20 protein-coding genes are annotated in these 22,957 nt (G+C 72.1%); 5 read left to right on the forward strand and 15 right to left on the reverse strand.

Translation table 11 applies throughout. The annotated features are described in order from the left end of the window. Window positions 1-57 precede the first annotated feature (57 nt). Window positions 58-180 carry a hypothetical protein gene (locus tag IEX22_RS16020; RefSeq protein WP_268236870.1) on the forward strand — a complete coding sequence of 41 codons (123 nt, stop codon included), beginning with the start codon at window positions 58-60 and terminating at the stop codon, window positions 178-180. Window positions 181-376: 196 nt separating this feature from the next. Here IEX22_RS16020 and IEX22_RS08620 read toward each other — a convergent pair whose 3' ends face one another. The 11 genes from IEX22_RS08620 to uxaC form a co-directional block, all read right to left on the reverse strand. Beyond that, complete coding sequence (locus IEX22_RS08620) at window positions 377-1,072, reverse strand: TrmH family RNA methyltransferase (protein WP_188667929.1); 696 nt, start codon at window positions 1,070-1,072, stop codon at window positions 377-379. Between the two features lie 104 nt (window positions 1,073-1,176). Further along, a complete protein-coding gene (locus IEX22_RS08625; protein ID WP_188667930.1) occupies window positions 1,177-2,382 on the reverse strand; it encodes a Gfo/Idh/MocA family protein in 1,206 nt (401 codons plus the stop codon). A gap of 27 nt (window positions 2,383-2,409) precedes the next feature. Then, window positions 2,410-3,294, reverse strand: a complete 885-nt coding sequence (locus tag IEX22_RS08630; RefSeq protein WP_229659883.1) for a sugar phosphate isomerase/epimerase family protein — start codon at window positions 3,292-3,294, stop codon at window positions 2,410-2,412. Window positions 3,295-3,341: 47 nt separating this feature from the next. Further along, window positions 3,342-4,202, reverse strand: coding sequence for an ATP-binding cassette domain-containing protein (locus IEX22_RS08635; protein WP_188667931.1), 861 nt, complete (start codon window positions 4,200-4,202; stop codon window positions 3,342-3,344). After that, a complete protein-coding gene (locus IEX22_RS08640; RefSeq protein ID WP_188667932.1) occupies window positions 4,202-6,067 on the reverse strand; it encodes a dipeptide/oligopeptide/nickel ABC transporter permease/ATP-binding protein in 1,866 nt (621 codons plus the stop codon). Before IEX22_RS08640 ends, IEX22_RS08635 begins: the two co-directional genes overlap by 1 nt. After that, entirely contained in the window at window positions 6,064-7,005 is a 942-nt protein-coding gene (locus tag IEX22_RS08645) for an ABC transporter permease (RefSeq protein ID WP_188667933.1), read from the reverse strand. The genes IEX22_RS08640 and IEX22_RS08645 overlap by 4 nt, the downstream gene beginning before the upstream one ends. Before the next feature lie 92 nt (window positions 7,006-7,097). Beyond that, window positions 7,098-8,624, reverse strand: a complete 1,527-nt coding sequence (locus IEX22_RS08650; RefSeq protein ID WP_188667934.1) for an ABC transporter substrate-binding protein — start codon at window positions 8,622-8,624, stop codon at window positions 7,098-7,100. A gap of 188 nt (window positions 8,625-8,812) precedes the next feature. Further along, complete coding sequence (locus IEX22_RS08655; protein WP_268236871.1) at window positions 8,813-9,877, reverse strand: Gfo/Idh/MocA family protein; 1,065 nt, start codon at window positions 9,875-9,877, stop codon at window positions 8,813-8,815. After that, complete coding sequence (locus IEX22_RS08660; RefSeq protein WP_188667935.1) at window positions 9,870-10,706, reverse strand: sugar phosphate isomerase/epimerase family protein; 837 nt, start codon at window positions 10,704-10,706, stop codon at window positions 9,870-9,872. Before IEX22_RS08660 ends, IEX22_RS08655 begins: the two co-directional genes overlap by 8 nt. A 131-nt stretch (window positions 10,707-10,837) precedes the next feature. Beyond that, a complete protein-coding gene (locus tag IEX22_RS08665) occupies window positions 10,838-12,259 on the reverse strand; it encodes a mannitol dehydrogenase family protein (RefSeq protein ID WP_188667936.1) in 1,422 nt (473 codons plus the stop codon). Further along, a complete protein-coding gene (gene uxaC / locus IEX22_RS08670) occupies window positions 12,256-13,665 on the reverse strand; it encodes a glucuronate isomerase (RefSeq protein WP_188667937.1) in 1,410 nt (469 codons plus the stop codon). Before uxaC ends, IEX22_RS08665 begins: the two co-directional genes overlap by 4 nt. Window positions 13,666-13,850: 185 nt before the next feature. On the opposite strand from uxaC, the gene IEX22_RS08675 reads away from it, so the two are divergent. Further along, on the forward strand, window positions 13,851-14,591 hold the full coding sequence (locus IEX22_RS08675; RefSeq protein WP_229659893.1) for an HAD-IIA family hydrolase: 741 nt from the start codon (window positions 13,851-13,853) through the stop codon (window positions 14,589-14,591). Between the two features lie 30 nt (window positions 14,592-14,621). On the opposite strand, the gene IEX22_RS08680 is transcribed toward IEX22_RS08675, so the two are convergent. Both IEX22_RS08680 and pyrE read right to left on the reverse strand, forming a co-directional pair. Next, window positions 14,622-15,647 carry an alpha/beta hydrolase gene (locus IEX22_RS08680; protein WP_188667939.1) on the reverse strand — a complete coding sequence of 342 codons (1,026 nt, stop codon included), beginning with the start codon at window positions 15,645-15,647 and terminating at the stop codon, window positions 14,622-14,624. Window positions 15,648-15,650: 3 nt separating this feature from the next. Beyond that, the gene (gene pyrE, locus IEX22_RS08685) at window positions 15,651-16,223 is read right to left on the reverse strand and encodes an orotate phosphoribosyltransferase (protein WP_188667940.1); all 573 of its coding nucleotides are present in this window, start codon (window positions 16,221-16,223) and stop codon (window positions 15,651-15,653) included. Window positions 16,224-16,507: 284 nt separating this feature from the next. Between pyrE and IEX22_RS08690 the strand changes: the two genes are divergently transcribed. Further along, the gene (locus IEX22_RS08690) at window positions 16,508-17,956 is read left to right on the forward strand and encodes a stealth family protein (protein ID WP_306464436.1); all 1,449 of its coding nucleotides are present in this window, start codon (window positions 16,508-16,510) and stop codon (window positions 17,954-17,956) included. Here the strand turns inward: IEX22_RS08690 and IEX22_RS08695 are convergent. Further along, window positions 17,945-18,874, reverse strand: a complete 930-nt coding sequence (locus IEX22_RS08695) for a phosphodiesterase (RefSeq protein ID WP_188667941.1) — start codon at window positions 18,872-18,874, stop codon at window positions 17,945-17,947. The genes IEX22_RS08690 and IEX22_RS08695 overlap by 12 nt on opposite strands. A gap of 229 nt (window positions 18,875-19,103) precedes the next feature. Next, window positions 19,104-20,342 carry an acyl-CoA dehydrogenase family protein gene (locus IEX22_RS08700; RefSeq protein ID WP_438816612.1) on the reverse strand — a complete coding sequence of 413 codons (1,239 nt, stop codon included), beginning with the start codon at window positions 20,340-20,342 and terminating at the stop codon, window positions 19,104-19,106. A gap of 144 nt (window positions 20,343-20,486) precedes the next feature. Here IEX22_RS08700 and IEX22_RS08705 point away from each other — a divergent pair, with 144 nt between their 5' ends. Both IEX22_RS08705 and IEX22_RS08710 read left to right on the forward strand, forming a co-directional pair. Next, on the forward strand, window positions 20,487-22,325 hold the full coding sequence (locus IEX22_RS08705) for an AMP-binding protein (RefSeq protein ID WP_188667943.1): 1,839 nt from the start codon (window positions 20,487-20,489) through the stop codon (window positions 22,323-22,325). Next, window positions 22,291-22,800 carry a MarR family winged helix-turn-helix transcriptional regulator gene (locus IEX22_RS08710; RefSeq protein WP_188667944.1) on the forward strand — a complete coding sequence of 170 codons (510 nt, stop codon included), beginning with the start codon at window positions 22,291-22,293 and terminating at the stop codon, window positions 22,798-22,800. Before IEX22_RS08705 ends, IEX22_RS08710 begins: the two co-directional genes overlap by 35 nt. Window positions 22,801-22,957 lie beyond the last annotated feature (157 nt).

Below are 22,957 nucleotides of genomic sequence, written 5' to 3' on the forward strand. Positions count from 1 at the left end.
CCCGGGTCGATGCCGGAGAACGACGACGAGGGGGACGACGGGCATGGCGCGCGACACGTGGGACGTGCAGCCGGCGGCGGCCCGGGCGGTCAGCCGGACGGCGCCCGCGACACGTGGGACAACGACCTCTCCCGCGTGGCCGAGGTCGCCCGACTGACCGCCGAACCGGTCGCCGGCTGACGACGACGCCTCGTGGCTTATCTCGATTTTCGAGATGATGCGCTATGCTGATGGCATCTCCCGAGCGGCGGCAGTCCCCCCTCCCCCGCTCGGTCGAGGTGAAGAGTGGCTGGTGTCGACCTCGTCCCCCCGGGTGCCGATGCCAGCCGCTTCATGTCCGGGCCCGTGACCGGGTGGACCCGTCGATCCGCCGGGCTCAGCCTGCGGGCTGGCCGAAGCGATGCCGGCGCACCCAGGCGTGCATGGCGATCGCCGCCGCCGCTGCCGCGTTGATCGACCGGGTGGAGCCGAACTGGGCGATCGAGAGCGTGGCCGCGGCCGCGTCGTGCGCCGCGTCCGTCAGGCCCGGGCCCTCCTGCCCGAACACCAGGACGCACGCCGCAGGCAGGTCGGCCGTCTCCAGCGGTACCGAGCCGGGGCCGTTGTCGATCGCGAGCACGGCCAGGCCGGCATCGTGTGCCCAGGCGAGGAAGTCGGCGAGCGTCTCGTGGTGGCGGATGTGCTGGTACCGGTCGGTGACCATGGCGCCGCGCCGATTCCAGCGGCGGCGGCCGATGATGTGCACCTCGGCGGCGAGGAAGGCGTTGGCGGTGCGCACGATGGACCCGATGTTGGCGTCGTGCTGCCAGTTCTCGATGGCGACATGGAACGGGTGCCGCCGCCGGTCCAGGTCCGCGACGATCGCCTCGTGCCGCCAGTAGCGGTACGCGTCCACGACGTTGCGGGCGTCGCCCTCGCGCAGCAGTTGCGGATCCCACTGCTCCCCCGCCGGCCACGACCCCACCCACGGCCCCACCCCGACGGCCGGGCTCGGCTCGCCGGCGGACGGTGACGACGCCGCCGGCGGAGACGACGCGGCGGGCGGAGCACCGGGTTCGGGCGGGGAGGTCACCGTCCCACCGTAGTGGCCGTCAGACCGCCAGCTCGTCAATAGATGCACACCGAAGGCCCTTCAGGACCCGGCTTCGTGCATCTATTGACGAGCTGGCGACGGACTCAGGCGCGGGTGCGCTCTCCCGTCGCTTCGCGCTGCGGGAAGAGCCCCTCGTCCGCGATCCGCCGGTTCAGCTCCGCCAGGTACTGCTCGGGGTCGAAGTCCAGCGGGACCTCCCGGCCCAGCCAGCTCGAGAGGTGGATGGCGTTGGCCAGCCGGACGCCGTCGATGCCGTCCGCGCCCTGGGCCAGCAGCGGCGTGCCGTCGAGGATGTGGCGGACGAAGTTCTCCAGCACCCCGGAGTGCTGCTGCCCCCACTCCGACGTGAACTCGAGGGTCTCCTGGGTGTACAGCTCCGTCGGGTCGATCTGACCGCGGAAGAGGCGGGCCACGTCGTCCGGGCCCATGGCGTCGCTGAGCTCGCGCTCGGGTTTGACCAGGCGGGTGATGGTGACGCGCTTCGAGTCCTCGACCACGATCTTGCCGGCGTCGCCGAGGATCTCGAACCGGTCGGTGCCGACCAGGTCGTGGGTCGCGGTGACGAAGGTGCCGGTCACCCCGTTGCCGTGGTCGACGACGGCGGTGACCTCGTCCTCCACGGCGATGTCCCGGCGGAAGCCGTAGGCGACCTTCGCGTACACGGACCGCGGCACCCCGCAGATCCACTGCCAGAGGTCCAGCTGGTGCGGGGCCTGGTTGACCAGGACGCCGCCGCCCTCGCCGCCCCAGGTGGCGCGCCACGCGGACTGGTCGTAGTAGCCCTGCGGCCGCCACCACGTCGTGATGATCCAGTTGCTGCGCCGGATCGCGCCGATCTCCCCGGCGTCGACGATCTCCTTGATCCGCTGGTACAGCGGGTTGTTGCGCTGGTTGAACATGATGGCGAACGGGGTGTCCGGATAGGTCTTCGCGGCGTTCAGCAGGTCCTCGACCTGCGCCGTGTAGACCCCGGCGGGTTTCTCCACCATCACCGGGATGCCGCGCTCGAGGGCGGCGATGCCCATCGCGGGGTGCAGGTAGTGGGGGACGGTGGTGACGACGGCGTCGACGTCGTCGCTGTCCATCAGGGCCTCGGCGGTCTCGAACACGGGCACGTCGGCGTGCTCGGCCACGGCCTTCTCCCGCTTGCCCGGGTCGATGTCGGCGATCGCGCCGACGACCATGCTGGGCACCAGGCCGTCGGCGATGAAGCGGGCGTACATCCCGCCCTGGGCGCCGTAGCCGATGATGCCGAGCCGGACGACTCCGGAGGTGCTGGGGGTGGTCATGGCGGTACTCCTCACAGGTCGGGGGTCTCAGGCGGTGGTGGCGGCGGTGCCGGCGATCAGGTCGCCGAAGCCGAGGGCCACCAGGTTGTCGTGAGAGGTCTGCAGCGCCTCCCACACGGTGCGGCCGTACAGCTCGTCCTGCTCGACGAGCAGGAACTCGGCGCCGCCGTCGACGGCGGCGGGGACGATCGACGCGAAGTCGAGGTTGCCCTCCCCCACCTCGGCGAACTGGACGACGTCGCGGAAGTCGCGCATGAAGGCGGCGTGGTCCCCGGCGGACAGGTGCTCGAACGCGCTCGGCGGCAGCATCCCGATGCGGTAGTCCTTCAGGTGCACCATCGCGGTGTTCCCCGCGTACTTCCGCAGCGTGCGGACGGGGTCGAGTCCGCCGCGCGCCACCCAGTGCACGTCGATCTCGAGGCCCATGGTCGGAGAGGCCTCGACGATGTGGTCGAGCAGGTGCGCCCCGTCGATCCTCGCGAACTCGACATGGTGGTTGTGGTAGTAGAGGCTCAGCCCCTCGGCGGCGAGCCGCTGCGCGTACTCCTCGGCGGTGCGGGCGAAGTCGAGCACCGCGTCGAGGGAGCCCATCGCGGGCAACGGGAGCATGCCGATCCGCAGGTGCCGGGCGCCGAGCCGGTGAGCGTCGTCGACGATCTTGGCGAAGTCGGTGTCGAGCGCGTCGACCGGGACGCCGCCGGGCGCGGTGACGTTGACCGAGAGCGCGGCGATCTGCACGCCGAGCTCGTCCCGGGCCCGCTCGAGTTCGGCCGTGTTCTCCGGGGTCATCGGGATCTGGGACACCTCGACGGCGCGGTAGCCGATCTCGGCGATACGGGCGAGGGTCGCGTACGCCCCGATCTCGGCGACGCTCTCCTTGAGCATCATGGCCTGGACGCCGATGCGTGCCATGGGGTTCCTTCCGTTGGGGTTCGGGACGGGGACGGGGACGAGGCCGGTCAGGCGGCCCGTTCGTCGTCGCGGGCGCGACGGCGCTCCTCGCGCCGTGCGGCCTGCTGGTCCGGGTCGATGACCGGGGAGGCCATCAGCAGCCGGCGGGTGTAGGGGTGCTGCGGGTCGCCCGTGACCTGGCGGGCCGGCCCGTGTTCGACGATCCTGCCGCCGGTCATGACGGCGATGTCGTGGCTGATGTGGCGGACGACGTCGAGGTCGTGGGAGACGAACAGGTAGGAGACGCCGGTCTCCTGCTGGATGTTCAGCAGCAGGTCCAGGACGCGGGCCTGCGTGGAGAGGTCCAGCGCGGAGACGGGCTCATCGCAGACGATGAGCTTGGGTCGCAGGGCCAGGGCCCGTGCGATGGCGACGCGCTGGCGCTGTCCGCCGGAGAACTCGCGGGGCAGCCGGTCCACCGCGTCCGCGGGCAGGCCGACGTGGTCGAGCAGCTCCGCGATCCGGCCCTGTGCCTGCCGGACCCCGATGCCCTGGACCGAGAGCGGCTCGGCGAGGATGTCGCCGACCGTCAGGGCCGGGTTCAGGGAGCTGTAGGGGTCCTGGAAGACCACCTGCAGGTCCCGGCTGAGGCGGCGCCGGTCGGCGCGGGTGGCGTGCGAGATGTCGCGGCCGTCGAACGTGATGGTCCCCCCGCTGACCGGGGCCAGGCCGAGGATGGCCCGCCCCAGCGTCGACTTGCCGGAGCCGGACTCGCCGACCAGGCCGAGCGTCCGGCCCCCGCCGAGCTCCGCGTCCACCCCGTGCAGGACGGTGAAGCCCGGGGACCGGAAGCCCCTCCCGGGGTAGGTGACGGTCAGGTCGCGGACCGACAGCAGGGATTCCGCGGCGGGTTCGAGAGTGGTCTCCATCAGAGGCGTCCTTCCAGGGTGCCGGGGGCGGCCGCGGCCGGCATGACCCCGGTGGGCACGGCGGTGGCGCCGGCGGTGAGCAGGGTCATGGGTTCCTTGCCCTCGAGCGTGGCCGCCAGCAGCTGTCGCGTGTAGGGGTGCTGCGGCGAGCGCAGCAGGCTGCGCACGTCGCCCTCCTCCACCAGGGCGCCCTGCCGCATCACCACCACCCGGTCGCACAGGTCGGAGACCACGCCGAAGTTGTGGGTGACGAGGACCAGGCCCATGCCGAGTCGTCCCTGCAGGTCGCGGAGCAGGTCCAGCACCTCGGCCTGCACGGTCACGTCCAGCGCCGTCGTGGGCTCGTCGGCGATCAGCAGCCGCGGTTCGCAGGAGACGGCCCCGGCGATCAGGACACGCTGGGCCATGCCACCGGAGATCTGGTGCGGGTAGGCCTCGAACGTGCGCTGCGGGTCGACGATGCCGACCAGCGCGAGCAGCTCCAGCGCCCGGGCGCGGGCCTGCGAGCGGGACAGGCCCATCACCTTGACCATCGGCCGCACCAGCTGGTGGCCCACGGTGAAGGACGGGTCGAGGTTGCTCATCGGCTCCTGCGGGATGTACGCGATGCCCCGGCCGCGCAGTTTCGCGATGCGCGCCCGGTTGCGGGCGTCCTCCCCGGCGACGAGCAGCGGCTCACCGTCGAACGTGATGGTGCCCGCGGTGATCCGCGCCGTCTCGGGCAGCAGCCCGAGGATGGAGAACGCCGTCTGCGTCTTGCCGGACCCGGACTCCCCCACGATGCCCAGGACCTCCCCGGCGTCGACGTGCAGGGTGACGTTCTCGACGACGGTCTTGACCGTGCCGCCGTGCTGCGGGTACCCGACGCGCAGGCCGCTGACGGTCAGCAGGTGCGGCTGCCCGGTGTCCGTCGGGTGAGCGACGGCCGGGAGCACGCCGGTGCCCGTCCGCCCGGTGCGGGGCCGGCGGGGCTGCCGCGGCGCCTTCGCCGCCTTCTGCCCGTCCTCGAGGGCGTCCCGGAGGGCGTTGCCCAGCAGGGCGAGGCTGACGGTCACGGAGGCGATGGCGATGCCGGGCCACACCAGCAGCAGCGGCTGCAGGTAGACGTTGCGGAACGCGTCCGACATCATGACGCCCCAGGTCGGCACCAGCGGGTTGCCGAGGCCGAGGAACTCCAGGACGGACTGGATGGCGATCGCGATCCCGGCCACCATCGCGGTCTGGATGATGATCGGCGCGCGGACCACGGAGAACACGTGCCGCGTCATGATCCGCCCGTCGCTCAGGCCGGAGACCCGGGCGGCGTCGACGTACAACTCGTTCCGCACGGACTGCACGGCGGTCCGGGTGAGCCGGAAGAACGCGGGCGCGAGCAGCACGCCGAACACGATCATCGAGAGCCACACGTTCGGGCCGAGCGCCGCGCGGACGGCCAGCAGGACGATGATGCCGGGCAGCGACATCAGCATGTTGGCGATCCAGGAGAACGCGCCGTCCAGGCGTCCCCCGTAGTAGCCGGCGGCGATGCCGGCCGGGGTGCCGATGGCGATGGCGACGACGGCGGCCAGCAAGCCCGCGGCGAGCGTGGTGCGACCGGCGAACAGGAGACGGGTGAGCACGTCCCGACCGGCGCTGTCGGTGCCGAGCAGGTGCTCGCCGCCGGGTTTCTGCAGCACCGAGCCGAGGCTGCCGGTATTCGGGTCGAACGGGGTCAGCAGCGGGGCGGCGACGCAGGCGAGGACGACGACGGCGAGCACGAGTGCGGCGATCACGGCCAGCGGGTTGGCGGCCAGACGCTTGACGGTGCCGGACCGCTTGACCGCCACCGCCGTCGTCGCGGCGGGAAGGGAGGGGATCTGCGTCATGACACACGCACCTTGGGGTTGAGCCAGCCGTTGAGCAGGTCAACGACGATGTTCACGAGGATGACCATGATCACCGTGTAGACGACGACGCCCATCACCATGGGGATGTCGCCCTGCGTGGTGGAGCCGATCGCCAGGGGCCCGATGCCCGGCAGCGCGAAGATCTGCTCGATGGTGATGGAGCCGCCCAGCAGCGCCACGAAGTTCAGGGACAGGATCGTCAGCGCCGGCGGTGCGGCGCTGCGCAGGACGTGGCGGGTGAGCACCTCGCGCTCGCCGAGGCCCCGGCTGCGCAGGGTGCGGACGAAGTCGCGGCGCCGGACGTCGATGATTGCGCTGCGGAACTGCTGGGCCGCGGACGCCGTCAGCTGGAAGACGAGGGCGGCCACCGGCAGGGCGATCGAGGCGAGCCACAGGCCGGGGTTGGTGGCGAACGGGACGAAGCCCGTGGCCGGGAAGAGCTTCGCCTGGATGGCGAGGGTCGTGACGAGCACGATCGCGACGACGAAGCTGGGCAGGGCGTCCCCCGCGAGGGAGAGGAACTGGACGAATCGGTCCACCCAGCCGCGGTACACCGCCGCGGCGATGCCGAGCGCGGCGGCGATGACGGCCGCGACGACCAGCGCCACGAAGACGATCGTCAGGGTCACGGGCAGCCGGTTGGACAGGGCCTGCAGCACGGGTTCGCCGGTGAACCAGGAGCGGCCGAGGTCGCCGGAGAAGGCGCCGCCCAGCCAGTCCAGGTAGCGGGTGATCAGCGGCTGGTCGAGGCCGAGCTCGGCCTGCTTCGCCGCGATCTGCTCGGGAGTGGCGAACTCGCCCAGGATGTTGCGGGCGATGTTCGTGCCCGAGATGTACAGCAGCACGTAGGTCAGCGTGGTGATGGTCAGCAGCAGGACCAGACCGGCCGCGAGCCGTCGCAGGATGAAGGTGAGCATGGGTGGTTACCTCACGGTCGGGGTCCGTGGCGGCCCCGCTGCTCCCCGGGGGGAACGGGGGCCGCCACGGCCACGGACAGCACGGGTCGGCGTCAGCTGGCCGGCGCGTAGTTGTAGAGCGACGGCACGGCCTGCTGGATCTGCTGCTGGACCGTGATCGTCGGGCGGTTGAAGTACACCTGGTCCACCCGGAAGAACGGCACGAACCAGGCCTGCTCGGTCACGTACCGGTCGAGTTCCTTGGCCGCGGCGTCGCCGTCGGCTCCGCCCTTCTGCACCCGGCCGATCAGCGCCTGGGCGGTCGCGTCGGTGTACTTGCCCGGGTTGAAGGCGGCGTTGGGGCCGACGTGGTGGTTGATCGCGATCCAGGGCTCGGGCTGGAAGATGCCGTAGAACGCCATCGGGAACTGACCGGCGAGCACCTTGTTGCGGTAGTCGCTGTCCTGGACGCTCTCCTGCTTGACGGTGATGCCCACCTCGCCCAGCTGCTGGGTGATGGTGGAGAACACCACCGGGTCGAACGCGGAGCTGACCGGCATGGAGAGGGAGAAGCCGTTCGGGTAGCCCGCCTCGGCGAGCAGCTTCTTCGCCTTCGCCGGGTCGTAGGTGTAGTACCCGTCGAGGTCCTTGTCGTAGGCCGCGGTGGACGCGCCGAACACCTGGCTGGTGACCGTGCCGCGACCGAGCAGCATGGCGTCGAGCAGGCCCTTGCGGTCGATGGCGTAGTTCATCGCCTGCCGCACCTTCGGTTCCGCGAGCGCCTTCACCTGCTTGCCGGCCTTGTCCAGCAGGAGCAGGCCCTGCCAGTCGACCTGCTTGCTGGTCTCGACCAGGTTGGCGGACTTGGCCTGCGCCTCGGACTTGGGGTCCAGCAGTGCGGCGTCGACCTGGCCGGAGACGAGGGCGTTCAGGCGCGCCGTCGTGTCCGGCATGTACTTGAAGGTGACCGTGTCGAACTTCTGCAGCTCGGGAGCCCAGTAGCCCTCGCGCTTCTTGAAGGTGTACTGCGAGCCGGTGACGGTCGCGGCCTTGTCCATCACGTACGGCCCGGTGCCGTCCGGCTCGGACGTGATCGCGTCGGTGCCCAGGGCCTGGGGGCTGCCCATCAGGCCGGCGGCGTTGCTCAGGTAGATCGGCAGGGCCGGGTCCGGCGCGGTGAGCCGGTACTCGACGGTGTCGGCGTCGACGACGGCCACGGAGCCCACGTTCTTCACGGTGGCGCCCTGCGGGCCGTTGGCCTTCTTGAAGTGGTCGAAGTTCGCCTTGACCGCGGCGCCGTCGAACGCGGCGCCGTCCTTGAAGGTGACGCCCTTGCGCAGGTTCAGGGTCAGGACGGTGTTGCCCTTGCTCCACGCCCAGTCGGTCGCCAGCATCGGCTGGAGCTTGCCGTCCGGGTCACGCCGGATCAGCGTGTCGTACGCGGCCTGGTACAGCGGCAGGAAGTGGCCGACGTGGGCCATGGCCGGGTCCCACGGCGTGGCGTCGGTGTACGACCCGATCGTCAGGGTCTTCGCTCCCCCCGCGGCGGTGGAGGCGTTGCTGCCTCCGCCGCAGGCGCTCAGCGCCAGGGCGCCGGCCGTGACCGCGGCCGCCACGGCGGCGCGTCGACGAAACCTCATCATCTTTGTCTCCCTCGAACGGTGATGGGGCCTGCCGTCGCGCCCGTCACCCCGTTGTGAGCTGGGGCACATGTGCAGGTTGAAATCGAAGCTACGGCCGCAACCGTGGTGCACCTATCGGTTGCCAGCAGTTGCCTTCACTCGTGAACGCAACCGCCGCCGCCGCGCTCGATCGGCGGTGCCGCCGGTCAGACCCAGGCGCCGGCGGGGTACGTCTGGGCATACACCGCCGTGATCGCGCGCAGCGGCTTGAGGGCCTCGGCGGCGTCGATCCAGAACGGCTCGCCCGAGCCGTGCCCGGCGTGGAAGTCGCGGATCAGGGCCGCGTGGGAGGCGCCCCAGTAGCTGCGTCCGACGTCGCCGGGCAGGGTCTCGGTGACGGTCACCGGGTCGCCGTCGTCGGGCAGCACGGTCAGGTCGCCGTTCAGGACCATCCGACCGCGGGTGCCCTGGACCTCCAGGCTCACGGGGTGGTTCAGGGAGGCGGCATTGGTGGCGAACAGGGTGGATCGCACGCCGCCGGCGTGGCGGAGGTTCAGGTCGGCGGTGTCCTCGACCTCGATCACGCCGCCGAGCGCGCGTTGCCCCGCGGATCCCGTGACCTCCTCCGCGTCACCGAGCAACCAGAGCAGCAGGTCCAGGGTGTGGATGGCCTGGTTCATCAGGACGCCGCCGCCGGAGCCGGCCCACGTGCCGCGCCAGGGCCGGGACGCGTAGTAGGCGGCGTCGCGGTGCCAGCGCACGGTCGCCCCGGCGCCGATCACCTCGCCGAGGTCCCCGGCGTCGAGCACGGCCCGCATGGCCCGGGAGGTGGCGTTGTAGCGGTTCTGGAAGCAGATCCCGAGCCGGGCGGTGGAGGCGTCCGCGGCCGCGGCCAGCCGTTCCCCGTCGGCGAGGGTGCTCGCGAGCGGCTTCTCCAGCAGCACGTCGACGCCGGCCGCGAGCGCGGTCAGCGCGAGCGGGACGTGATCGGCGTGCGGGGTGGTGATGTGCACGACGTCGGGGGCGGGATCCGGCCCGTCGAACAGACGCGCCAGGTCGGTCACGACCGCCGGCCGGCCATGGGGCCAGGCGTCGGCGACCGCCCGGGCCCGGCGGGCGTCGACGTCGACGACCGCGGTGAGCTCGACGTCGGGCATGGCCGCGAGCGCGTCGAGGTGGACGGCGGAGACGTCGCCGCAGCCGACGACGGCGGTGCGGCGGCTCGGTCCGGGGTCAGACCGTCCGGGGTCAGACCGTCCGGGGTCAGACAAGGCGCACGCCCGCGCCCTCGGCGATCCGGCGGAAGGCGCGAGCCGCCTGCCCGTAGGCGGCCGGTCCGGAGAAGCCGCCGAACTCGTGCCCCTCCGCCAGGTGGGGCTCGAGGGAGGCGAAGCCGGTGTACCCGTCGGCGGCGAGCGCCTCGATGGTCGCGGCCAGCTCGCCGTCGCCCTCGCCGGCGGGCACCACCGTGCCGGACTCGGCCACGGCGTCCTTGACCTGCAGGTACTCGAGCCAGGGCCGCAGCAGCGCATACCCGTCGGTGAACGGGCGTACCCCCACCTGCACGAAGTTCGCGTTGTCCCAGGCGACCCGCAGAGCGGGCGAGTCGACGGTGCTCATGATGTCGGCGATCCGCTCCGGCACGTCGCCGAAGATGCCCTTCTCGTTCTCGTGCACCAGCACGACGCCCGCGGCCTCCGCCTCCGCGGCGAAGAGCGCCAGCCGCTCCACGACGGCGTCGCGGATGTCCGCGGGCGGCTGCCCGTCGGCGGGGTAGAAGGAGAAGATCCGGATGTACCGGGCGCCGAGGGCGCGGGTGGTGCGGATGACGCGGCGCAGCCGGTCGAGTTCGTCCGCGGCGGGGGCGGCGGCCGGCACCTTGCCGATGGGTGAGGCGACGGCGGAGACCGCGAGGCCCTGCTCGTCGAGGATCGTCCTCAGCCGGGCGGTGGTCTCCTCGTCGAAGTCGGCGACGTTGGTCCCCCAGGCGGAGCGGACCTCGAGGTGGCTCGCGCCGAGGGCGAGCAGCACGGCGGCCTGCAGCCGCGGGTCGGGGTCGACCTCGTCCCCGAATCCCGTGAGCGTCCAGGTGGTGGTCATGGGTCCTGCCTTTCTGACGGGGGTGTGCGCGGGTCCCCACCGCCAGGTCGTCAATAGATGCACACGAACGGGCCGATTCGGGCCCGGATGGAACATCTATTGACGACCTGGCGGGAGGGGTCCGCGGGGGGTCAGGCGGTGAGTGTCCCGCGCAGAGCGGCGACAGCGGCCACCGCATCGGCGTCCCGGGCGAGGGTCGCGTCGACGACGGCGAGCAGGGCCGCCGTGTCTTCCCCCCCGGTCCCGGCCGCCGCGGTGATCCGGTCGGCCGCCGGATCGGTGATCGGGGTGCCGTCCGCCAGCTGTGCGGTCATCCGGTCCATCCAGGCGGCGACCGGCCGGAGCGCGGCCGTCCCGTCCCGGCCGGCGTCGCGCTCGGCCCGGTACACCGGCAGGGCGCGGGCGGCCAGCTTGAGGGACCCGTCGTTGCCGATCTGGGCCAGGTGGTGGGCGATCCGCGGGTTGGCGAACCGGTCCCGCAGGGCCTGGCGGTACGCGGGGACGTCCAGTCCGGGCGTCGTCAGATGCCGCGCCGCCGCGTCCCAGAACTCCTCGACCCAGCCGGCGACCGTCGGGTCGGCTAGCGCCTGCGCCACCGTCGCGTGTCCGCGCAGCGGCCCGGCGTAGGCCATCAGCGTGTGCGCGCCGTTGAGCAGCCAGAGCTTGCGCCGCTCGAACGGCTCCAGGTCCTCGACGAACACGGCCCCGGCCCGCTCCCAGGCGGGCCGCCCGGCCGGGAAGTCACCGGCGAGGATCCACGAGGAGAACGGCTCGGTGATCACCGGGGAGACGTCGGCGAACCCGGTGGCGGCCGCGACGGCCTCCCGATCGGCGTCGGTGGTGCGCGGGGTGATCCGGTCGATGGAGGTGCCCACGAACGCGACGGTCCGCTCGATCCAGTCGGCGAGGTCCTCGTCGACCCGGCGCGCCGTGCCGAGCAGCGCGGCCCGCGCCGCGGCGTCGTTGGCCGGCAGGTTGTCGCAGGAGACGACGGCCAGCGGTCCACCGCCGGCGGCCCGCCGGGCGGCGAGCACGGCGACGAGCCGCCCGGCCGCCGTCAGCACGCGGCTGCCGTCGATCTCCTCGGGCCGGGCCACCCCCGCGCGCAGGGCGGCGACGTCCGCCGCGACGACCGGGTCCTCGGCGTTCAGGAGCGGATCGTCGCCCGCGCGGGCGAGCCGGTAGCCGGCCTCGGTGATGGTCAGGGTGACGACGGCGACGTCGGGGCTCGCGAGCAGGCCGGTGAGGGTCCGCAGATCCGCACCGTCGTGAGCCTCGACGAGGGCGGTGATCAGCTGGTGCCGGTCTCCGTCGGCGGCGCGCTCGACCAGGGTGTAGAGACCGTCCTGGGAGGTGAGCTGCTCGGCGGCCTCGGGGCTGCGACCGGTGAACGCCGCGATGCCCCACTCGTCGGCGGCCTGCTCCGTGTACCAGGCCTGGTGGGCGCGGTGGAACGCACCGAGCCCGAGGTGGACGAGGCGAACGGGCGGCCGGGGCCCGACGCCGGCGGTGGCGGCGGTCAGGGGGCGGGGCCGCGCGTCGGCGGCGCTCACAGCTTGAACGCCCGTCGCGGGGACGCGTCGACCAGGTCGACGATGATCTCGAGCGCCCGCTCCTCGGTGACCCGGTGCTCGGCGACGAGCCGGGCCAGGAAGGCGGCCTCGACCCGCCGGGACGCGTCGTGCCGGGCCGGGATGGAGCAGAAGGCCCGGGTGTCGTCGATGAAGCCGGACGAGCGGGAGAAGCCCGCCGTCTCGGTCACCGCGGACCGGAACCGCAGCATGGCGTCGGGGGCGTCGAGGAACCACCACGGGGCGCCGATGAACACCGCCGGGTAGAACCCGGCCAGCGGCGCGATCTCGCGGGAGAACACGGTCTCGTCGATGGTGAACGGGATGACGTGGAAGCCCTCGGCCGTGCCGAAGTCGGCGAGCAGCGGCTGCAGGCCGGTGGCGAAGTCGACCGCGAACGGGATGTCGTGCCCGGTGTCGGGGCCGAACCGGGCGAGCGTGGCCGGGTGCGTGTTGCGGTGCACCCCGGCGTGCAGGGTCATCACCAGGCCGTCGTCGACGGCCATCGCGGCCTGCTGGTAGATCATGTGGGCCTCGAAGGCGAGCGCCTCGGCCCGCGTGGCCGTTCCCGCCATACCCTTGGCGAACAGGGCGGCCGCCTCGGCGTCGCCCAGTTTCAGGGTGTCGGCGGTATGGGTGCCGTGGTCGGAGGAGACGGCGCCGTGCTCGGCGAAGTAGCGGCGGCGGTTCGCCAGCGACGCCCGGTAGCCGGCGTACCCGGTGGCGCCGTCGCCGGCGGCCTGGATCAGTCGGTCCGCGTTGGCGGCGAACCCGTCGGCCCAGAACTTGGTGTAGGCGTCGGGCCGGAACGTCGGCAGCACCCGGGGGGTGAACGACGGGTCGGCGGCGAGTCGGTCGTGAGCGGCCAGGTCGGCGAGCGGGTCGTCGGTGGTGGCGAGGACCTCGATGCCGAACTGGTCCATCAGGGCGCGGGGCCGGAACCCGGGGCCGCTGATCGTCGCGGCGATGGCGTCGTAGACGGCGTCGGCCGTCTCCTCGCGCAGGTCGAGATCGTCCACGCCGAACACGTCGACGAACTCCTGCCGCAGCCAGTAGCCCGACGCGGTGCCGTCGAACAGCGGCCAGTGCCGGCAGAAGATGCGCCACGCCTCGCGCGGGCCGGCGGCGTCGGTGCCGCCCACGCGCAGCTGATCCAGCGGCACACCGGCGGCGTGCAGCAGGCGGGTGACGTAGTGGTCGGGGCTGATCAGCATGGCGGTCGGGTCCGGGAAGGCGGCGTCGTCGGCGATGACGGCGGCCTCCACGTGGCCGTGCGGCGAGATGACGGGCAGCGACTCCACCGCGGCGTGGAGGCGACGAGCCACCTCGCGGACACCGGGGTCCGCCGGGAACAGCCGGTCGGGGTGGTTCGCGATGGAGGAGGGCATGCCATCATCGTCCGAGCGGCCCGACGCGGCGGCAACCTGTTGCCATGAGTTGCATCACATCGGCGGCCCTCGCCAGCCCGGGCGATCGGTGGGAGGATCGGCATGTCCGCCCTTGTCACCGCTCCGATCACCGCCAGGAGGTCGCCATCAGAAGACCCCAGGACATCGAGTGCTGGCTCACCGACATGGACGGCGTGCTGGTGCACGAGAACCAGGCGATCCCGGGTGCCGCCGAGCTGATCGAACGGTGGGTCGACACGTCTCGCCGGTTCCTCGTGCTGACGAACAACTCCATCTTCACACCGCGGGACCTCGCGGCCCGGCTGTCGTGGTCGGGCCTGGCCGTGCCGGAGGAGAACATCTGGACCTCGGCCCTGGCGACCGCCCAGTTCCTCGCCAACCAGGCCCCGGGCGGACGGGCGTTCGTGATCGGCGAGGCGGGGCTGACGACGGCGTTGCACGAGGCCGGTTTCATCCTCACCGACAGCGACCCGGACTACGTGGTGCTCGGCGAGACCCGCACCTATTCGTTCGAGGCGATCACCTCGGCGATCCGGCTGATCATGGACGGCGCGAAGTTCATCGCCACGAACCCGGACGTCACCGGCCCCTCCCCGCAGGGGGTACTGCCGGCGACGGGCTCGGTGGCGGCGCTGATCTCCCAGGCCACCGGCCGCCAGCCGTACATCGTGGGCAAACCGAATCCGATGATGTTCCGGTCGGCGATGAACCGGATCGAGGCGCACTCCGAGACGACGGCGATGATCGGCGATCGGATGGACACCGACATCATCGCCGGCATGGAGGCCGGGCTGCTGACCGTCCTCGTGCTCAGCGGCATCACGACCCGCGCCGACATCAACACCTTCCCGTTCCGCCCGAGCCTGGTCTACGAGGACGTCTCCACGCTGCTGACGGACCTCTGACCCGGCTCGGCGGCGGGTCAGGGCCGCGCCTCAGGGCGGCGCCGGGCCGCCGGCCGTGCCGACCGCCCGCGGGACGGGCAGGCACTGCCAGCACAGCCGGTCCAGCGCCCGCTGGTAGAGCAGGGGGTTCCACTGAGGGCTGGCGTGCGTCGGTCGTGCCCCGGCCGTGGAGATCAGCGGTGGCACGAGATTCCGCGGGAGCGCCTCGGCCCAGCCGGCGGCCGCGTTGACCGCGTCCACGGTGTCGTCGCCGGCGTTGCCCAGGTACCCCACCGCGGTGGAGCCGAGGTCGTGGGCGAAGACGCCGACGTCGTAGTTGTAGATGTAGGCGGACTCGGACTGGATCAGCATGCTCGAGGGCGCGGTGGGGCTCAGCTGCGCGGCGGTCTGGTCCGCGATCTGCCGCCAGGTGCGTTCGTTCTTGTTCGCCACCCGCTCCCCGAACTCCATGGCCGCGCGCACCGTGGACGGGATCGCGTACCCGAGCTCGTACGAGTAGACGAGCCCGTCGAACCACCGGGCGTTGAGCACGTCCAGCCGGCTGTGCGGTGTCGAGTCGAGCACGATCAGTGGCACCGTCAGCCCCGCGCGGCGCAGGCGGACGGCGAGCTGGACGGCGACCATGCCCCCGAAGCTGTGCCCGTAGAGCAGCATGGACGTGATGCCCCGCTCGTCGGCGTACGCGAGCGTGGCGCGGGTCAGGGCGGCGATCTCGAGCCCCTCGTTGGAGTAGCCGGCCCACGCGAGCCGTCCGCGACGGACCATCGCCGGGGCGAGGGAGGCCAACACCCACTGGCTCTCCTCCCAGCTCAGCTTGAAGCCGGGCAGGACGAGCCAGCTGGTCTCGGGATGCAGCGCGTCGGCGTCGGGTGCGCCGACGCCCTGCACGGTGTGGGTCGACCGTTCGTGGGCGATCCGCCCGGTGATGCCGAGATCCGCGGCGAGCACCGCGCCGACGGCCGCGGCCCGCAGGAAGGAGCGCCGGGTGGTCGTCCGCATCCGGCTGATGAACCGCAGCTGCTCCGCGGTCCGCGTGAGGTCCGGCAGACCGTCCACGGCCTACAACCCGAGATCGTCCTTGCTGAAGGCCGCCAGGCACGGCACCTGCGCCGTGTGCTCGATCCGCTCCCGGGCGCCCGTGTTCCGGTCCACGATCACGAGCACCGCGGCGACCTCGGCCCCCGCGGCGGTCAGCGCCTCGACGGCCGTCAGGGCGGAGCCGCCCGTCGTCGAGGTGTCCTCGACGACGACGACGCGGCGGCCGGCGACGTCGGGCCCCTCCACCTGCCGGCTCATGCCGTACGACTTCTGCGCCTTGCGCACGACGCAGGCGTCGATCTGCCGGCCCTGCGCGGCGGCGACGTGCATGATGGCGGTCGCCACCGGGTCCGCCCCCATGGTCAGGCCGCCGACGACGTCGACGTCGCCCAGCCCGTTGCGGTCCATCAGGTCCAGCAGTACGCGGCCCACCAGGGGCGACGCCTCGTGGTGCAGGGTGACGCGGCGCAGGTCGATGTAGTAGTCGGCCTCCATCCCGCTGGCCAGCGTCACCCGGCCGCGCACCACGGCCAGCTCGCTGATCAGCTCCTGCAGGCGCGCGCGGGCGTCGTCGAGGGAAGGGGCAGCGCTCATGCACGCCAGTCTAGCCAGCGCCCCCGTCCCGCCCGGCCCGCCCGGCCAGGAGGCGACCGGAGGACCTATCATGGCGGCGAGACCGTCCAGGAAAGGCAGCCGTGAATCCCACCGTCACCCCGAACGACGTCTACCATGCGACCGCGGAGGACGAGACGTTCCTGACCGCGGTCCAGGAGGTGACGTCCGCGGCGGCGGGACGGCGACTGTCCGATCGTCCCGACGTCGTGCACAGCGTCCGCGGGTACGCCCTGGTCAACGAGGGACTGACGCCCCACGAGGCGATGGTCGAGGACCTGCTGTTCGTCCGGGACGCCCTGGACCGGGCGGGCATCTCGTTCCTGCTCGTGCGCGGCAACGACGCACGGCCGGTGATCGCGGTGCCGTGGACGGAGCGGCGGAAGCTGCGCGCGGCCCTCGTCGCGGCGTGCGAGGACGAGCCCTTCTACTCGGTGACCGTCGACGCCCGCAAGAACCGGTCCCTGCTGGTCGCGGACGGCAAGCTGACCGAGAGCACCCGGGCCCGGATGTTCCGGCTCTATCGGCCTCGCGTCGTCCTGCACGGCGGCCTGCTCTACGGCCACGAGACCGGCGTCCAGATCGAACTGTGGAAGTGGGAGGGCGAGACCCTCCAGCTGCCGATCGAGAACTCGGTCACCCGGCGCTCGCTGCCCGCCGACGAGGCGACCCGCGGCACCGTCGAACGGTTCGGCCGGACGTGGCCCACGATCGAGAACATGTTCGCCGATCACGCGACGGACATCGACTTCCCGATCGACATCGTCTTCTCCTGGGTGAACGGCTCGGACACGGAGTTGCTGGCCCGCCGGGCGTCCTACCTGCCCGGCGTCGTGATGGGCGAGGGCGACGACGCGGAGGCCCGGTACCGGCAGATCGACGAGCTGCGGTATGCGCTGCGCTCCGTGCACATGTTCGCCCCGTGGATCCGCCGCGTCTTCCTGTGCACGGACTCGGCGCTGCCGGACTGGCTGGACCCCGAGCACCCGGACATCACCGTCGTCCGGGCCGCCGACCACTTCGCCGACGCCTCGGTGCTGCCGGTGTTCAACTCGCAGGCGATCGAGGCGCAGCTGCAGAACATCGAGGGGCTGAGCGAGCACTTCCTCTACTCCAACGACGACATGTTCTTCGGCCGGCCGGTCAGCCCCGACATGTTCTTCTCCCCCGGCGGGATCACGAAGTTCATCGAGGCGAGCACCCGGATCGGACTCGGCGACAACCACCTGGACCGCTCGGGGTTCGAGAACGCCGCCCGGGTGAACCGGCGACTGCTCTACGAGAAGTTCGGCCGGATCACCACCCGGCACCTGGAACACACGGCCGCACCGCTACGCAAGAGCGTGCTGCGGGAGATGGAGCACGAGTTCAGCGCCGAGTTCGCGGAGACGGCGGCGAGCCGGTTCCGGGCCAAGGACAACATCTCGGTCACCAACTCGCTGTACCACTACTACGCGCTGCTGACCGGGCGGGCCGTGACGAAGGTGGGCGCGAAGGTCAAGTACGTGGACACCACGGTGCCCAGCGGGCTGAACAAGCTGGACAAGCTGCTGCGCAAGCGCAACCAGGACTTCTTCTGCCTCAACGACGGCTCGTTCCCGGAGGTGAGCGCCGCCGAACGGCAGGAGCGGGTGACCGACTTCCTGACCCGGTACTTCCCGATCCCGGCCCCGTGGGAGCGGACCCGGGTGTCGGACCCGACCTCAGAGAGCTGAGGCCAACCGCCGCGTCGTGGGGGTGGTGCTGACCTCGTGCCCGGCGGCGCTGAGCCGGCGGGCCACCTCCTCGGCGTCCACGCGCTCGCCGACCAGGTCGCCCCCGGCGGCGGGCACCACCGTGTGCAGCACCGTGTCCGGGTAGACGTGGACCATGTTGTAGCTCTGGGCGGCGTCCCGACCCATCGTCGGCCGGATGCCGCTCTCGGTGTCCACCGGGCGGGTGAGATCCTGCGTGTAGCAGGTCGCGGAGGCCACCGAGACGGGGATGCCGGCGAAGGTCGCGGTGGTCGAGTAGTGCAGGTGCCCGGCGAGGATCGAGACGATGTCCGTCCCGCGCACGACGTCGGCGAGCCGCGACTGCCCGCGCAGCTCGACGAGGGCGGCGAGGTCCTGCACGCACGGCACCGGCGGGTGATGCATGGCCAGTAGGGTGCCGTCCGGCGCCGGCACGGTCAGTTCGTCGGCGAGCCAGGTCAGCTGCGCGTCGGAGAGCTCGCCGTGGTGGTAGCCGGGCACGGTGGTGTCCAGCACGATGATCCGCAGCCCGCCGATCCAGTGCACCTCGTCGAGGGGGTCCCCGGTGCGGGGCTCGCCGCGCAGGTGCTCCCGCAGGTTGGCCCGGTCGTCGTGGTTGCCCATCACCCAGATCATCCGGGTACCCAGGCTGGTGGCGACCGGATCCACCAGTTCCCGCAGCGCCGTGTAGGCGCCGGCCTCGCCGTGGTCGGCCAGGTCGCCGGTGACCACGATGGCGTCGGGGGAACCCCCGGCCGTGCGGATCTGCTCGAACACCCCCCGAGTGCGCTCCTCGGCGTCGAGCACGCCGCCGACGCGGCCCTCGGCGCGCAGGTGGGTGTCGCTGACGTGCAGCAGGAAGTAGGACGGGTCGGGGTGTTCGGACCGGATCGTGGTCATCGGTCGGCTCTCTCGTGAGAATGCATGCCTGGTGTGCCCGGGTCGGTGAACCCGGCCGACGGAATGATCGTGACACGAGGGCGACCGACCGGTCGGTAACGACACCAGTCAACAAGTCTGAAGCGGCCGCGCCGTGAATGTCCAGTGAACGCCTCGTGATGTGAGGGATGAGACGACATGACGGCGCCCGACGGGTCCGCGGCCGGGCCGGCTCGAAACGGAGCGGGGCTCAGACGAACGCGGACAACCCGGTCGCGGCCCGACCCACGATCAACGTGTTGATCTCGTACGTGCCCTCGTAGGTGTGCAGCACCTCGACGTCGGCGGCCACCTTGGCCAGCTCGTGGTCGCTGAGGATCCCGTTGCCGCCGAGCAGGGTGCGGCCGGCGGACACGGTCTGCCGCGCGAGCCGGGTGAGAGTCGATTTCGCCAGCGCCGCCTGCGGCATGGTCAGCCGCCCCTCCTCCTGGGTGCGGGCGAGCTGGGTCATCAGGCCGAGGCTGAGCGTGAGGTTGCCGAACATCTCCGCGAGCGCGGCCTGGACGAGCTGGAAGCCGCCGAGGGGCCGGCCGAACTGCTGCCGGTCCAGGGCGTACCGGCGGGCGATGTCGACGGCGGCCAGCTGCGCGCCGACGGCCTGCCAGCCGACCCAGGCGCGGGAATCGCACAGCAGCCGGTTCGCGGCGGCGAAGCCCCGCGCCCCGGGCAGCCGGTTCGCCTCCGGCACCCGCACGGCGTCGAACGTCAGGTCCGCGTTCTGCATGATCCGCAGGCCGGTCTTGTGCTCGATCTTCGCGGCGGCGAAACCGGGCCGGTCGGTCTCGACGATGAACGCCTTGATCACGCCGTCGGCCTCGTCGCGGGCCCAGGTGAGGATGATGTCGGCGACGGTGCCGAGCCCGATCCACCGCTTCGCGCCCGAGATCACCCAGTCGTCGCCGTCGCGCCGAGCCGTCGTGGCCAGGCCGCCGGCGATGTCCGAGCCGTGGTCCGGCTCGGTCAGCGCGAAGGAGCCGAACGTCGCGAACCGCGACAGCTCCGGGAGGAACCGCTCCCTCTGTTCGGTGGATCCGAGTGCCTCGATCATGCCGACGATCAGCTCGTTGTGGATGCCGACGACGGACGAGAGGGAGACGTCGGCGCGGGCCAGCTGCGCGTGCAGCAGCCCGGTGAAGAGGCGGCTGCCCGGCCGCAGGCCCAGGTTCCCGTAGCCGCGCTCCCCGAACTCGGCGATCAGGTCGCGGGGGAACTCGTCGCGCTGCCACGGCCCGATGCTCGCCGGCCGCACCCGCTCCTGCAGCCAGCCGGTGGCCTCGGCCAGCCGCGCCTGCTCGTCCGCGGGCAGCGCGCCGGCGACGTCGAGCACGTCCAGGGGCAGCAGCCCGTCCGACGGGACCGGGCCGGCCGCGGGAGGGGCTGCGGATCCGGCGCCGGAGGCGGGGAACGGGGGGACGACGGGGGAGGCGATCGGGCGCACGGGGCGGGCTCCTCGGTGTGGAGACGGGGGTACGGCCACGTCAGCGGGAGTCTGATCGAGACTTCCACATGGTTGGATGTCCAAGTATAGTCCGATGTGATCTGAATCACGAGTGCCCATCGGTCGGAGGTTGCGATGCCCTCAGAACCCGACGTCGCCGCGCGTTTCCGCGCCGCGCGGGATCGCCTCATCGAGCTGCGCGAGGACGCGGACGCCGCCGTCGCGGAGTTCACGTGGCCCCGGTTCGAGCACTTCAACTTCGCACTCGACTGGTTCGACGTGATCGCCGCCGGCCCCCGGGGTGACACCGATGCGCTCGTGCTGGTCGAGGAGGACGGCGCGGCCTCGCGGCACACGTGGGCCGACCTGTCCCGGCGGTCCGCGCAGGTGGCGACGTGGCTGCGGGAGCAGGGCGTGCGGCGTGGGGACCGGATGATCCTCATGCTCGGCAATCGGGTCGAGCTGTGGGAGTTGATGCTCGCCGGCATCAAGCTCGGCGTCGTCCTCATCCCCACGACCACGCAGATGGGTCCGGCGGACCTGCGGGACCGGGTGGAGCGGGGCGGCGCCCGGTGGGCCGTCGCCGCCGGTGACGCCGTCGGCAGCGGCGTGCAGCAGGACGCGGACAAGTTCGACGACGTGCCCGGGGACTACCGTGTGGTCCAGGTCGGCGGCGCGGTGCCGCCCGGGCGCCTCGACTACGCGGACGCCCGCTCCGCGCCCGAGGTCTTCACCCCCGACGGGCCGACGGACGCCGACGAGCTGCTGCTGCTCTACTTCACCTCCGGCACGACGTCGCAGGCGAAGCTGGTGGAACACACCCACACCTCCTACCCGGTGGGGCATCTGTCGACCATGTTCTGGATCGGGCTCGAGCCCGGGGACGTGCACCTGAACGTGGCCTCGCCCGGCTGGGGGAAGCACGCGTGGTCCAACGTGTTCGCGCCGTGGATCGCCGAGGCCACCGTCTTCGTCCACAACTACGCGCGGTTCGACCCGGCCGCCCTGATGGCCAGCATGGAACGGCACGGCGTGACGAGCTTCTGCGCACCGCCCACCGTGTGGCGCTACCTCATCCAGGCCGACCTGAGTCGGCTGCCCACCCCGCCGCGCAAGCTCGTCTCCGCCGGGGAGCCGCTCAACGCCGAGGTGATCGACCGGGTGGCGGCCGTCTGGGGGCAGACCATCCGCGACGGGTTCGGCCAGACCGAGACGACGGTGCAGGTGGCCAACGCCCCCGGCCAGCGGCTGACCATCGGCGCGATGGGACGCCCGATGCCGGGCTACGACGTCGTCCTGCTGGACCCGGCCACCGGGGCGGAGGCCGACGAGGGCGAGCTGTGCCTGCGCCTGGATCCGCGGCCGGTGGGGCTGATGCGCGGCTACCACGACGACCCCGAGCGCACCGCCGAGGCGTTCCGGGACGGCTACTACCACTCGGGGGACATCGCCTCCCGGGACGAGCGCGGGGTGCTGACCTACGTCGGCCGCAGCGACGACGTCTTCAAGTCCAGCGACTACCGGCTCAGCCCCTTCGAGCTGGAGAGCGTGCTGATCGAGCACCCGGCGGTGGCGGAGGCGGCGGTCGTGCCCTCCCCCGACGAGCTGCGGCTCTCGGTGCCCAAGGCCTTCGTCGTCCTGGTCGCGGGGCGGGAGCCCGGACCCGAGCTGGCCGAGGACATCCTGCGGTACTGCCGGGAGCACCTGGCCCCGTACAAGCGGATCCGGCGGCTCGAGTTCGCCGAGCTGCCCAAGACGATCTCCGGCAAGATCCGGCGGGTCGAGCTGCGGGACGCCGAGGTGGCGCGGCACGGGCCCGGCGCCCGGGCGACACCGCCGGAGGGGCTGGGGATCGAGTACACCGACACGGACTTCCCGTCCCTGCGCGGGGCCGGTCGAGGCACCGGCGGCGGCCCGGGGCCCGGCGGAGGGGGCGAGGATGGATCAGCCGCTGCCGCGGGATCCGATCGCTGAGGCGCAACGCAACTGGCAGCGGCGCGGCTGGGAGCAGCAGGCCGCACCGATGGCCGCGGTCACCGCCATCATGCGGACCCAGCAGCTGCTGATGCTGCGGATCGAGGGCGTGCTGCGGCCGTTCGCGCTGACCTTCGCCCGGTACGAACTGTTGACCCTGCTCGCGTTCACCCGGCGCGGGGAGCTGCCGATGAGCCGGGCCAGTTCGCTGCTGCAGGTGCACCCGACGTCCGTCACCAACGCCGTCGACCGGCTGCAGGCCGCGGGCCTGGTGGACCGGGCACCGCACCCGATGGACCGGCGGACGACCCTGGTACGGCTGACGCCCGACGGCCGGGACCTGGCCCGGCGCGCCACCGACGCACTGAACCGGGACGTGTTCAGCGACACCGGCTTCGAGGCCGACGACGTCGAGCACCTGATCCGCATCCTCGCCCGGTTCCGTCAGCAGGCGGGCGACTTCGCCGCCGAGTGACCATATTCCGCCAGCTCGTCAATAGATGCACACGCAGGGGCCGATTCGGGCCCGGACGGAGCATCTGAGGTGAAACTTAGGTGGTGGCGGGGGTGGTGACGAGGTATCCCAGTGCGGTCAATTCGTGGACGAGGTGTTGGGCGCGTTGTCCTGGCCG

It is taken from the genome of Tersicoccus solisilvae, from assembly GCF_014643255.1.
GTDB lineage: Bacteria > Actinomycetota > Actinomycetes > Actinomycetales > Micrococcaceae > Tersicoccus > Tersicoccus solisilvae.